At 65.7% G+C, this 10,436-nt stretch carries 15 protein-coding genes and 2 pseudogenes; 11 read left to right on the top strand and 6 right to left on the bottom strand.

Features of this window, described 5'->3' with window-relative positions; all coding sequences use genetic code 11:
- Window positions 1–217: hypothetical protein (locus tag ABZU32_RS40620; protein WP_354932040.1), on the top strand; the 217-nt coding region annotated here is incomplete at its 5' end.
- Window positions 218–358: 141 nt separating this feature from the next.
- Here the strand turns inward: ABZU32_RS40620 and ABZU32_RS40615 are convergent.
- From ABZU32_RS40615 to ABZU32_RS40600, 4 genes are all read right to left on the bottom strand, one after another.
- Window positions 359–1,072, bottom strand: coding sequence for an SDR family NAD(P)-dependent oxidoreductase (locus ABZU32_RS40615; protein ID WP_354932049.1), 714 nt, complete (start codon window positions 1,070–1,072; stop codon window positions 359–361).
- A gap of 5 nt (window positions 1,073–1,077) precedes the next feature.
- The gene (locus ABZU32_RS40610) at window positions 1,078–1,755 is read right to left on the bottom strand and encodes a VC0807 family protein (protein ID WP_354932037.1); all 678 of its coding nucleotides are present in this window, start codon (window positions 1,753–1,755) and stop codon (window positions 1,078–1,080) included.
- Window positions 1,752–2,390, bottom strand: a complete 639-nt coding sequence (locus tag ABZU32_RS40605; RefSeq protein WP_354932035.1) for a TetR/AcrR family transcriptional regulator — start codon at window positions 2,388–2,390, stop codon at window positions 1,752–1,754. Before ABZU32_RS40605 ends, ABZU32_RS40610 begins: the two co-directional genes overlap by 4 nt.
- A 482-nt stretch (window positions 2,391–2,872) precedes the next feature.
- Window positions 2,873–3,472, bottom strand: a complete 600-nt coding sequence (locus ABZU32_RS40600; protein ID WP_354932032.1) for a TetR/AcrR family transcriptional regulator — start codon at window positions 3,470–3,472, stop codon at window positions 2,873–2,875.
- A 106-nt stretch (window positions 3,473–3,578) separates the two neighbouring features.
- Here ABZU32_RS40600 and ABZU32_RS40595 point away from each other — a divergent pair.
- From ABZU32_RS40595 to ABZU32_RS40565, 7 genes and pseudogenes are all read left to right on the top strand, one after another.
- Window positions 3,579–3,707 (top strand): annotated as a pseudogene (locus ABZU32_RS40595) (SDR family NAD(P)-dependent oxidoreductase); the annotation flags it as partial.
- Window positions 3,708–3,792: 85 nt separating this feature from the next.
- The gene (locus ABZU32_RS40590; protein WP_354932029.1) at window positions 3,793–4,329 is read left to right on the top strand and encodes an SDR family oxidoreductase; all 537 of its coding nucleotides are present in this window, start codon (window positions 3,793–3,795) and stop codon (window positions 4,327–4,329) included.
- Between the two features lie 131 nt (window positions 4,330–4,460).
- Window positions 4,461–4,613, top strand: coding sequence for an alcohol dehydrogenase catalytic domain-containing protein (locus tag ABZU32_RS40585; protein ID WP_354932026.1), 153 nt, complete (start codon window positions 4,461–4,463; stop codon window positions 4,611–4,613).
- Window positions 4,614–4,738: 125 nt separating this feature from the next.
- Entirely contained in the window at window positions 4,739–5,110 is a 372-nt protein-coding gene (locus ABZU32_RS40580; protein WP_354932023.1) for a nuclear transport factor 2 family protein, read from the top strand.
- Window positions 5,111–5,323: 213 nt separating this feature from the next.
- On the top strand, window positions 5,324–5,536 hold the full coding sequence (locus ABZU32_RS40575) for a hypothetical protein (RefSeq protein WP_354932020.1): 213 nt from the start codon (window positions 5,324–5,326) through the stop codon (window positions 5,534–5,536).
- 116 nt (window positions 5,537–5,652) lie between these two features.
- Complete coding sequence (locus ABZU32_RS40570; RefSeq protein WP_354932017.1) at window positions 5,653–6,126, top strand: thioesterase family protein; 474 nt, start codon at window positions 5,653–5,655, stop codon at window positions 6,124–6,126.
- 157 nt (window positions 6,127–6,283) lie between these two features.
- Window positions 6,284–6,733 (top strand): hypothetical protein, encoded by a 450-nt coding sequence (locus ABZU32_RS40565; protein WP_354932014.1) that lies wholly within the window; start codon window positions 6,284–6,286, stop codon window positions 6,731–6,733.
- On the opposite strand, the pseudogene ABZU32_RS40560 reads toward ABZU32_RS40565, so the two are convergent.
- Window positions 6,700–6,873 (bottom strand): annotated as a pseudogene (locus tag ABZU32_RS40560) (helix-turn-helix domain-containing protein); the annotation flags it as partial. The gene ABZU32_RS40565 and the pseudogene ABZU32_RS40560 sit on opposite strands and share 34 nt — an antisense overlap.
- Between ABZU32_RS40560 and ABZU32_RS40555 the strand changes: the two are divergent.
- A complete protein-coding gene (locus ABZU32_RS40555; RefSeq protein WP_354932046.1) occupies window positions 6,840–7,133 on the top strand; it encodes a tyrosine-type recombinase/integrase in 294 nt (97 codons plus the stop codon). The pseudogene ABZU32_RS40560 and the gene ABZU32_RS40555 sit on opposite strands and share 34 nt — an antisense overlap.
- 1,603 nt (window positions 7,134–8,736) lie before the next feature.
- Window positions 8,737–9,441 (top strand): hypothetical protein, encoded by a 705-nt coding sequence (locus ABZU32_RS40550; protein WP_354932011.1) that lies wholly within the window; start codon window positions 8,737–8,739, stop codon window positions 9,439–9,441.
- Between the two features lie 14 nt (window positions 9,442–9,455).
- On the opposite strand, the gene ABZU32_RS40545 is transcribed toward ABZU32_RS40550, so the two are convergent.
- Window positions 9,456–9,893: an isochorismatase family protein gene (locus ABZU32_RS40545; protein WP_354932043.1), complete on the bottom strand. Its 438-nt coding sequence runs from the start codon at window positions 9,891–9,893 to the stop codon at window positions 9,456–9,458.
- Window positions 9,894–9,897: 4 nt separating this feature from the next.
- Between ABZU32_RS40545 and ABZU32_RS40540 the strand changes: the two genes are divergently transcribed.
- Window positions 9,898–10,436 (top strand): LacI family DNA-binding transcriptional regulator (locus ABZU32_RS40540; protein ID WP_354932008.1); only part of this gene is annotated, 539 nt, incomplete at its 3' end.

The raw sequence follows: 10,436 nt of genomic DNA, 5'->3' as shown, positions 1-10,436 counted from the left end.
CGAACACCAGCGACGCATGGTATCGCTGCGCGCCGAGGGGGTGATCGCGATCCTGTGCCCGGTCGTCTCCGACACCGTGGCCGGCGTCGCGATCACGACCGTGCCGGCCGAAGAAGCCGCGGAGATCATGGCCGGAGACCCCTGCGTTCGAGCCGGCATGATCCGCTACGAGGTCCACCCCTGCCACGGCTTCCCCGGAGACACCCTCCCCGCATAAGCGACCCCGGCCAGGGCGATCAACGCCTATCCGATCCCTCGCGGCCGGCGGCCCTTCGGGTACCAGGCTGACAAGAATGCCTTGTGCTCTACGAGTAGAGATCCAACTCCCCACCCCGCTCAGCGTCGCTATCCACAGCGATCATCCGCCCTCTTCGTTGATCGTCACGTCGGGGAATCGCGCCGGGTAGGGGGGCCGCCCGTTCAGGAGGATCCAGGCCTGTCCGCTCCGCCCGCCGGCCAGGATGGCCTCCACCGCATCGGCCGCCTGGCACGGGCTGGCGAAGGCGTGTCCCGCGTCGGTGAGCAGTTGGCGGATCGGGTCGAGCAGCGGGGTGTCGACCAGGCCTGGGCAGAGCGCGTTGACCTTGACGCCGTCGCGGGCCAGGAGTGTGGCGGTGGATCGGACGAGGCCGACCAGGGCGTGCTTGCTCGCGGCGTAGAACGGGTCGGGAGCTTCTTTGAGGCCGGCCAGGCTGGAGGTGACGATGATGGAGCCGCCTGCGCGCAGGTGTGGGAGGCAGGCGTGGATCCCGTAGACGACGCTGTCCAGGTTGGTGGCGATGGTGGTGCGGTAGGCGGCCGGGGTGAAGTCGTGCCATCCGCACTGGCCGGGGATGCCCGCGTTGAGCACGGCCACGTCGAGCCTGCCGTAGGCCGAGATCGCCTCGGCCACGGCCGCCTGGTTGTCCTGCGGGCGGGAGACGTCGGCCGGCACGAATCGGGCGCCGGTTTCGGCGGCGACCTGCTCACCACGTGTTCGGTCTTTGTCGACGATGACGACTTTTCGGCCTTTGTGTGTCATGCGTCGTGCGAGGGCAGCGCCGATGCCGCCGGCGCCGCCGGTGATCAGCATCACGCTCACCGTGGCTCCCCGGCCATACCGGATGGTTGGCCCGGTATGCGAACCAGTGAGACCCCCTTGAGTCGCAGGCCGTGACGGCGCAGGTAGGCGCGGCCGTACACGCGCTGGAAGGCGAGCAGGCCGGCGAGGGTGACCACCAGCAGGACATCGTCCAGCAGCGGCACGGCGTCGATGGGCAGCGTGGCGGCCATGACGACGCGCAGGGCCGCATCGGCCAGCAGCGCGGCCCCCCACACCGCCGTGGCGACCCGCAGCACGCGGCGAAATGGCGGGTGGTCGGTCCAATTCGCCTCCCACTGCCGTTGCCTGTCGCGATCAGAGATCACGCGCATGGCCTCGTACAGGAACGGGCGCCGCCCGCACAGCGTGATCAATGCCCACACACCCAGCGCGCAGGTGCCCCAGGCGTTGCGGATCAGCAGCACGCGCGGGCTGCCGGCGACGAACGACATGGCGACGGTGAGCACCATCGCGCCGAGCACGAACACCGTGATCCCGCTGACGCGCCGCTCGACGACCAGGTCGTGGACGCCTCGCGCCGCGGGCAGCGCGCCGGCGGCCAGCAGCGCGATCCACTGGCCGACCCCGGCCGCCCGGAGCCCGTAGAAGATCGCGAGCGGTCCGGCGAGCTCTAAGACCGCGACGCTCACCAGGCCGCGGTGCACCCCGCTCACCGCTCCACCGAAGCCGGCTGCGCGCCCCGTCGAACGGCCTGGACGAAGGTGTCGACGACGGTGCTGCGGTAGGCGTCGAAGTCGAACGAGTGCTCGCCGCGGATCCGGGGGGCCGCCGCGTCGATGGCGGCGCGGATCATCACCGCCATCGACCGGGTGTCGAAGTCGCCGAACTCGCCGGCGCGCTGTCCCTCCTCCAGCAGCATGACCAGTCCCTGGACGCTCGGCTCCTGGTGGCCGGCGCTGGAGTACGGCTCACCGGCCTGGTCCCGCAGATGGGGGCCGATCTCGGTCACAGCGGCCAGGTCCCTCGGGTGCTGCCGGAGGAATTCCAGGTTGGCCTCCAGATAGGCCCGCAGCCGTCCGGAGGCGGTGGTCTGAGCCTTGATCCGCTCCAGGATGAAGGCGGCGCCCGCATGGTAGACGTCTTCGACGATCTGCCGGATCAGATCCTGCTTGCCCGCGAAGTGGTAGGAGATCATGCGGGGACTGCTGAGGCCGGCCCGTTCGGTGATGGTCGCGAAGGTGGCCTTGTCGTAGCCGAGCTCCACGATGGTCTCGATGGCCGCCCGGACGATTTGCGTGCGGCGTGCGGCGTTGGTGACGCTGTCTCTCGACTGCTTTTTTATCTGCATGGATAAAAAATGGTACAGCCAGATAAATGGATTGTCGAGCACCGGCCATGCGGTGCCGTTCCAGCAGGGGCCTGGTGGTCTCCCGGGACCTTGCGGCCCTCGAACCGCCCGCGGGGCGGATGCGTCACCCGCCCAGCCGGGCGTGCGGGCTGCTCGCCGCTCATGGCGGGGGCACTCAGGCTCTGCTCACACCGCTTCCGTGAGTGCCCGGCCGCCTGAACCCTGGCAACGTCAACGCTTCCGTCCCCCGCCCGGCGATGCGAGGAGATGACGGAGCCGAGCGAGAGCACGGCTTGTTCCCTGTCGGTCCTCCGTTGCCTGCATCGGCGAACCGCAGCCGTCGAGCCACGGGCCAGCCACGCCCGGGAACAACGACGCTGGCGCTGATCGTTCCCTCTCGCCGGCCCGCCGGCGTACCGGTCCCGCACCGACAGAGAACAGCGAACGCGGCAGCGGTCTGGGGTCGGCTGAGACTCGGCGCTTCAGCTCGGGCGTCCGGGCCACAGCAGCAAGGCCTGATCCACGAAACGCATCAGCACCATGCGTGTGATCCCGCCTCCGGCCTGGACGGAGAAGCCGTGGTTGAGTGCAACGAGGTAGCCGGCGAGGGCGGATGGATCCGCGCCGGCCGGTAGGTCTCCCTCTTCGGCGGCACGGACGAGCCGCTTTGTCAGCAGCTCGATGCCGAGGCGCCGCTTGCTGGCGAGTTCGTCGCGTACCGGTTCGGCTTCAGCGCTGCAGGTAAGTCCGGCCTGCACTGTCATACAGCCCCGGGGGAGTTCAGGGCAGGTGTAGCTCAGTACGGCCTGGCGCAAGTAGCACTCGGCAACCTCGTACGCCGTCGGCTTCTCGACGGCGGCGTGGGGGAACGCGCCCGGACCGTCGACGTAGCGGGCCAAGGCGGCCTCGAACAGGCCCTCCTTGCTGCCGTACGCCGCGTACAGGCTGCGCCGGTTGATGCCCATTGCCTCGGTGAGGTCGGACATCGACGTGCCCTCGTAGCCGTGGGCCCAGAACAACCGCATGGCGACGTCGAGCACCTTGTCAGGTTCGTAGCCCAACGGCCGTCCTCGTTGTGCCATGGCACCTCCTCGGCAACAGTAACCGATCAGTTCGTAATGTGACAAGTAACCGAACCGATCGGTTACTATTTCTTCGTCAGCAGGAAACGGAACGAAGGGCAGAAAGTTGACTCAGCACCTGAAAGGCAAGGTTGCCCTGGTCACGGGTGGGTCCCGGGGCATCGGCGCGGCGATCGTCAAGCGGCTGGCGGCGGACGGTGCCAGAGTCGTGTTCAGCTACGCGGCGTCCCCGGAACGAGCCGACCAGGTGGTCAAGGAGGTCGAGGCGGCGGGCGGGAAGGCTGTGGCGGTCAGGGCCCGATCAGGCGTCGACCATCGAGGTGCGGGAGCTGGTGCAGAAGGCGCACGACACCTACGGGCGGCTCGATATCCTGGTCAACTCGGCGGGCGTGTTCATCACCGGGCACATCGGCGACGAGAGCGCGGACGAGGACATCTTCCACCGACAGCTCGACGTGAACGTCAAGGGCGTGGCGAGTGCTGTACGCGCGGCGGTCCCGCTGATGGCCGACGGCGGCCGGATCGTGTCGATCGGTAGCACCGGCGCCGCGTCCATGCCCTTTGCCGGTGGGGCGGACTATGTGGCGTCCAAGGCGGCGGTGGCGGCCTACACCCGTGGCTGGTCCCGGGATCTGGGCGCCCGCAACATCACTGTCAACGTCGTGCAGCCCGGCGCCATCGACACCGAGATGAACCCGGAATCGGGACCGGCGGCCGAGGCGATGACGAGCTTGACCTCGCTCGGCCGCTACGGGCGGCCCGAGGAGATCGCCAGCGCCGTCGCGTTCCTGGTCGGACCGGACGCGTCCTACATCACCGGGGCCACCCTCAACGTGGACGGGGGCCAGTCCGCCTGACCGTCGTCATCCGCATCCATGAGCACGGCGGCCCGTCGGTCCTGCGCGTCGAATAGGCCGAGGTGGGCGAGCCCGGACGCGGCGCCAGGTGCTGCTGCGGCAGCAGGCCATCAGCGTCAACCTTTGACGCCATGGTCCGCCGCGGCGACGTCGGATTCCCGCTCGCGGCGGTGCTCGGCGTCGAGGGGGCTGGCGTCGTTGAGGTGGTCGGCCCTGGCGTGACCGGCTTCGCGGCCGGCGACCGGGCTGGCTACTTCTTTCACCCCGGCGCGTACGCCGAATAACGTCTGGTCGACGCGGCTTCGCTCATCGCGCTGCCGGACGATATCAGCGCCGAACAGGCGGCGGCCAAATCCGCCACCGCCGCCGGCCATGAGAAAGCCTCACCATAAATCAAGGAGCCTTCAATATGGCGAACCACGCCGCTGACCTCGCTCACAAGAATCTGCTGAACGTCTTCGGTGAACGCGATCCCGAAACGCGTGCCAGGGTGGTTCGCGAGGTCTACGCCGAGAATGTAACCTTCGCCGATCCGGAGGAGGTCGTCGTCGGCTGGGACGCGCTCGACAGCAAGGCCCAACGCCTGCTGGATGAAGCACCCGGGTTCGTGTTCCGTCCGGTCGGTGAAGTCCGGATCGTCGACAACCTCACGTACCTGGCCTGGGCCTTCGGCCCGGAGGGCGTGCCGCCGGTGGCGACCGGCGCGGACATCTCGATCGTGGAGAACGGCCGGATCACCCACCTGTACACGATGCTCGACCCGGCACCGGGGTCGGAATAGCCGGCGTGAGTCCGGCAGACGATCGGCAGATGCTGCGCGACCTCGTCGACGCCTACGCGCGTAACGCGCACCGTCGGGACCTTGTCCAGCAGGCGCAGGTCTTCACGAAGGATGCTCGCGTCACGCTTTTCGACGGGGAGCCGGGCGTCCATCCGCCGATGCAGGAGGTGCAGGGCATGCGGACCTCGTCGAGGCGTCCCATAGGCCGCCGCGATGAAGAACCTGCCGAGCGATTTCAGGTCGCTGATGCTGCTCGCGGGCGTCGTGCTCGAGGACGCGACGCAGGTGGAGCATGACTGGTTCCTTCTCGAGATGCCGCTCCCGGCGCGACCGATCTGGCGCCTCATCGGGCGTCGCATGTACGTCAAGCACACCCGCGCGGTGCGCGCGCCGCTTGTCGGCGGCGGGGCCCTGTTCGGGCTCTGACTTATCCCAACAGCGCCCCCGAATCGTTCGTCCGATCATCGCGGCGCGCTGTCACTGCTGTTCTGGGCGCGTCAGGTGCGTCCAGACGAACCTGATCTTGTTTGTTGAGGAGAGACATGACGTTCGACAAGAGTGCGGTGACCTTTGGTCACGTCGCCCCGGTGCAGGTCTATTTCGATGACCTCGACGCGCTCGGGATGTTGCACCACGCGCGCTTCGCGACCCTCCTGGACCGTGGTATCGACGCCTACTGGCGGTCCAAGGGGTACGCCGTCAGCGCCTCCGCCGACGCGGGCGACGCGCTGAACGTGGTGCGTGCCCTGACCCTCACCTACCACCATCCCGTCAACGAGGTGAGGGAGATCTTCCTCTGGCTCTGGGTGCGTCACCTGGGAACCACGAGCGTTCAGTACGGCTTCCGGTTTGTCGACGGCGACGGTACAACGATGTTCGCCGAGGGCACGCGCACGAACGTCCGGATCGACCCTGCGACGATGCGACCCGCCCCGTGGAGCGACGCCGCCCGGGCCGACGCCCGCGAGCTGCTGGGCGCGGAGGGCTCGGAAGCTCCCGAACTCATTCGTCGGTAATCCGGCTGCCGATCATCCTGGGCAAAGCACCCAGCCAGTGTCGAACACCGCCAGATTGATCTCCCAATGCGGGAATCGGATCGTGGTGCGGTCGAGGCATCAACCTTCTCCGCCGACGTCCGTCATCACTTTGTGCTGGGCGGATTCGGGAGGCTAGATGAAGATCCTTGTCTCAACGACTGCGCGGCTGAGTCATTTACGGGCGCTGCTCCCGTTTGTGACGGCGAGCGTGGAAGGCGGTCACCACGTGGCGCTGGCCGCGCCGCGCTCGTTGGCGGAGTATGTCACCAGGTTCGGCCTCCGGCACCTGGCGTTCGACGACGTTTCGAACGACGAATTCCGTATCATTCGGGATACGGAGCGCTTCGGTCCTGAAACGCACGCGCCGTCGGCATTGCGGTTGCTGGCGGCGCAGTCGGCCCGGGCGGCACTGCCAGGGCTGCGGGCTGTCGTGGAAGAATTTCGGCCGGATTTGATCGTGCGTGATGTCGCAGAACTTGCGTCGCTGATCGTCGCCCAGTCGTATGGCATTCCCGAAGTACCCGTGCAGACCACCTGCACCGGGAGCAATTGTCAAATCTTGTGGGTGGGTGTGCTTCTGGCGTGAAAGATGCGGCGGTAGGCCATGGGCGAGACGCCGATGGCGGTGCGCAGGTGTTGTCGGAGCGAGTTGGCGGTGCCGAACCCGGCCCGGCGGGCAATGTGATCGATCGATAGGTCACTGGTCTCAAGCAGTTGGCGGGCCCGGGGCGGCGGTCGATCCTCGGCACTTCAACCGTAAGTTCGACGCTCGGTGCGAGGCGGCCGGCGTCCGGAGGATCACCGTGCACGACACCCGGCACACCTGCGCGACGCTGCTTGCCGCACTCGACGTTCACCCACGGGTGGCGATGCAGATCCTCCGGCATAGCCAGATCGACGTCACCATGAACGTCTACACGGAGGCCACGTCCGAAGCCACGAGGAAGGCACTCAAGCGGCTCGGGAAGACGCTCGACGGCTCGTAAGAGGTCGTTGCTGTACGGAGATCAAAAAGGCCACTTGCGATGATCGCAAGTGGCCTTTGAGCTGGGTCGGGGTGGCGGGATTTGAACCCACGGCCTCTTCGTCCCGAATGAGGTCCGGGGACCTGCCCGACCTGTACGGATTGACTAATGCGCAGGTTAGAGCGTTGGTCTGGCCAGGGCTGAACTGGGAACGCTTCCAAGATCTTCTCCCAGATTTCTCCCCTAGGTACCCAGGACCACAACAGGTCCCCAGCCCTTCTGGTGGCCGTACTGGCATGGAAGGCGTTCAACGACGCGCAGCGCCGGACGACGACGATCCCGCACCCGGACAACGCAATGGCCCTGGTGGGCGGTGCGTGTCGCTTGGCCTTCCGGCGCCCCACGCGGCCGGCCCGGTTATCAGCCTCTGATCAACACCAAGATCCCCGAGTTGGGGAGAGGACGAGCCTGGTTACCCGAAATGTGGGCTGGGTCGTATAGGGGGGCATCGTCAGCGGCGGAAAGTCGAAGGACACCCCGTCGCAGAAATACCGGGTGGCGGCACCGCAAGAATCGATGGGCATATTCGGCCCGCACACATATGTGAAATAGCCGCTCCAGCCGGTCGAGCGGAACCCTGTGATGATAACCTCGGGACTGTAGGTTCCGCTGCAAGACTTGCTGTAGACGGTACTTCCGTCTTTGACGAACGAGAAGCTGACGGACTGACACCCGGCGTATGCTGGTGACTGGATCGCAACTATCGAGCCAAGTACCAGCATCAGCGCTACAAGAAGTGTCTTTGATAACCGTAATGCAACTTTTGCCACGTTCTTGATCCTTATCATAATCGTGTCACGGCATGATCTGGAAACAGCCGCTATCCGGCCCGTGTTTCCAGATCACCTTGATGTTCCTCGGCCCTCCACAGTTCTAGGCGAGATGCTCGATATCGATCGTGCCACCGTCGAAGGTCACCATGGCCGCGACAACAGCGGCCGTGAGCGCACTGACACCCCATTTCACACCAAGACGGTCCATCCCCGTTGAAGAAAGGGCGCACGCACCTGGTTCATCAGTAGCAATAAACCCTTGACCTTGTGCAACTCAAAGCATCCCAGTGCGTGATCGAACGAACCATGTCTCTCAGCGCCAACCTCTTGAGGATCCGTGCCAAGCATCGTTGGCCGCGGGCCGACTGGTGTGCCCTGTGCCAGAAGCCGCGGATCTGACCGCCGACGAGATCCACCTTCCCGACGCCGCAAACGGCGATGAGTGGGGATGGTTCCGCCTCGGCGACTCGGCGCCGACGGTCGGCGCCGACCGGACAGGCGCCCGTGAACGGCCGTTGACGATCGTGAACAGCCGGACAGACAGCAAGAGGCCCGTCACTGCGTTTCCGCTGGTGACGGGCCTCTTCGGGTTGGTGTGGCAGGTCCAGGGTTCGAACCTGGGTAGGCTGAGCCGACGGTTTTACAGTCCCGCGTTAACATCGCCATGACCTGCAAGAGTGCGCTCACGGCAATCAAAATGGGCACCAGACGGGCGCCGTATGATCCGCAGCCCCGAGACATATCAGTCCGTACGGCGGTCCAGGCGTCCTGCCACTCTCTATCCTCGGACCATGGCAACCGAGTTGATGCCGTCAATCTTGACGGGAGCCTTCGCCATCGGAGGTGGCTTGGGGGGCGTCTTACTTACCGGCTGGCTGACTCGACGCAACGAGGCACGACGCCTCGCCTCCGACGATGCTCGGCGATGGCTGTCCGATCGACGTCGCATTTATGCCAGCTTCCTGGTACTTGCCGAGTCCATGCTCCGCGAAGTTGATCGGATAGGTGTCTTCCTGTCATACGACGGCAGCGAGTCAGTTTCAGAGGAGGAAGAGGAATGGATTCAGGAAGATCTAAACGACTACTTACAAAAATGGGACGATGATTTACAGCCAGTTCTCCTCGAAGTTCAGCTGATGGCAACACCCGAAGTAGCTGACCTGGCCGATCGGGTGTCCGGGGCCCTGTTGGATGTAACTGGCGCCATCGAAACAAGAGGTCACTTTGTTGACTACTATCCCGGCTGGTTCCAAACGCAAGATTTACTTGGAGTACTGCGCAACGCAATGAGAGTAGAACTAGGCTTGCCTGAGGCGCTTACGTCGGCCCGGAAGGAAAGCGACTGGCCTTGGTTGAGCAGCAGGCCGCCCCGCGAATCCTACATCCAAAACCATTCGAACGGACAGCGCAATATCGAGGCCAATAAAGCACTGCGCGAAAGCAGCCCTCCCAGGGCAGTTCGGAACTCGCCAAAGAAGAAAAAGAAGGTTAGATGATCAAGTACGGACGTTCAGCGGCGTTCGTCAGCGTCCCGTACTCGTGCCACAGAGTCGAAACTGATGCGCACTGTGGACTCGGACATTTCGCGTAGGGCTTCAGCTAGCCGTGCTGCCCCCTTGGACGCTTGGTGGGCATCCGAGAGGCCGCGAACGGCCGTAGCAGCCTCCTGATATGCCCGGGTGAGCGCTACGAGTGCGGCGTCCATGCGACCGTTCTCATCGCCTGTCCGACTCTGGCTCTCACGGCCGGGATATCGTGGGTCGATCTCTGCCGCCCTGACGAACTGGCGGGGGCCGATGAACCGCGCGGTCACGAGCAAGCCCGCTTCGTGAGACACCTCGCCGGCGTGACTGGCCGAGGCATCCTCGATCACCCATGGCGTCAGATTCCGCTCAAACGCATCAGCCGCAGTCTTTAGGACACAGCTTTCGGTGGCTATTCCACACACGTAGATGTCGGTAGCCAAGCTGGTGGACGTGGCCCGCACCGCTGGGGTGTCCACCGGTACGGTCTCCAACGTCCTGAACCGCCCCGATGCGGTGGCTCTCGGCACCCGGTTTCGGGTCGAGAAGGCGATCGCCGATCTTGGGTACATCCGGGCGTGGGCGTCCGGTGAGAACGCCGCGCACTGGCGCCGGAACGGCTTCGCCACCTGGCTGTTTCACCCTGCGGCAACCGGGTGGTACCCGAAGAAGGCCCCGGAGGAGCCACATCCGGTGCCGCTGCTGGCCCAGCCGTGGCCGGGCATCCCGGCGCGCGGCCGGGGTGCCGGCGGCCGGGCCGAGGCGTGCTGGCTGCCGATCGCGCGCGGCCTCACGCCGCACGGGCTGCGGCATACCCACAAGACGATGATGGACGAGTTCGGCACGCCACCGAAGCTCAAGGACGAGCGAATGGTGATGTTGCCCCGGTCTTGTGGACAGCCGAGTGCTTGGGACGATGTGTCCTGGGAGGAGTTCACAAGTGCCGATGTCACGTCCGCCGTACCCGC

Source organism: Sphaerisporangium sp. NPDC005288, assembly GCF_040607475.1.
GTDB classification, from domain to species: domain Bacteria; phylum Actinomycetota; class Actinomycetes; order Streptosporangiales; family Streptosporangiaceae; genus Sphaerisporangium; species Sphaerisporangium rhizosphaerae.
This window is presented reverse-complemented; position numbering and strand designations above follow the sequence as displayed.

Coding starts and splice junctions, on each gene's coding strand:
- ABZU32_RS40605 (WP_354932035.1), bottom strand. CDS start 2,390: ATGCAGATAAAAAAGCAGTCGAGAGACAGCGTCACCAACGCCGCACGC.
- ABZU32_RS40580 (WP_354932023.1), top strand. CDS start 4,739: ATGGCGAACCACGCCGCTGACCTCGCTCACAAGAATCTGCTGAACGTC.
- ABZU32_RS40565 (WP_354932014.1), top strand. CDS start 6,284: ATGAAGATCCTTGTCTCAACGACTGCGCGGCTGAGTCATTTACGGGCG.
- ABZU32_RS40600 (WP_354932032.1), bottom strand. CDS start 3,472: ATGGCACAACGAGGACGGCCGTTGGGCTACGAACCTGACAAGGTGCTC.
- ABZU32_RS40585 (WP_354932026.1), top strand. CDS start 4,461: ATGGTCCGCCGCGGCGACGTCGGATTCCCGCTCGCGGCGGTGCTCGGC.
- ABZU32_RS40575 (WP_354932020.1), top strand. CDS start 5,324: ATGAAGAACCTGCCGAGCGATTTCAGGTCGCTGATGCTGCTCGCGGGC.
- ABZU32_RS40570 (WP_354932017.1), top strand. CDS start 5,653: ATGACGTTCGACAAGAGTGCGGTGACCTTTGGTCACGTCGCCCCGGTG.
- ABZU32_RS40550 (WP_354932011.1), top strand. CDS start 8,737: ATGGCAACCGAGTTGATGCCGTCAATCTTGACGGGAGCCTTCGCCATC.
- ABZU32_RS40615 (WP_354932049.1), bottom strand. CDS start 1,072: ATGCTGATCACCGGCGGCGCCGGCGGCATCGGCGCTGCCCTCGCACGA.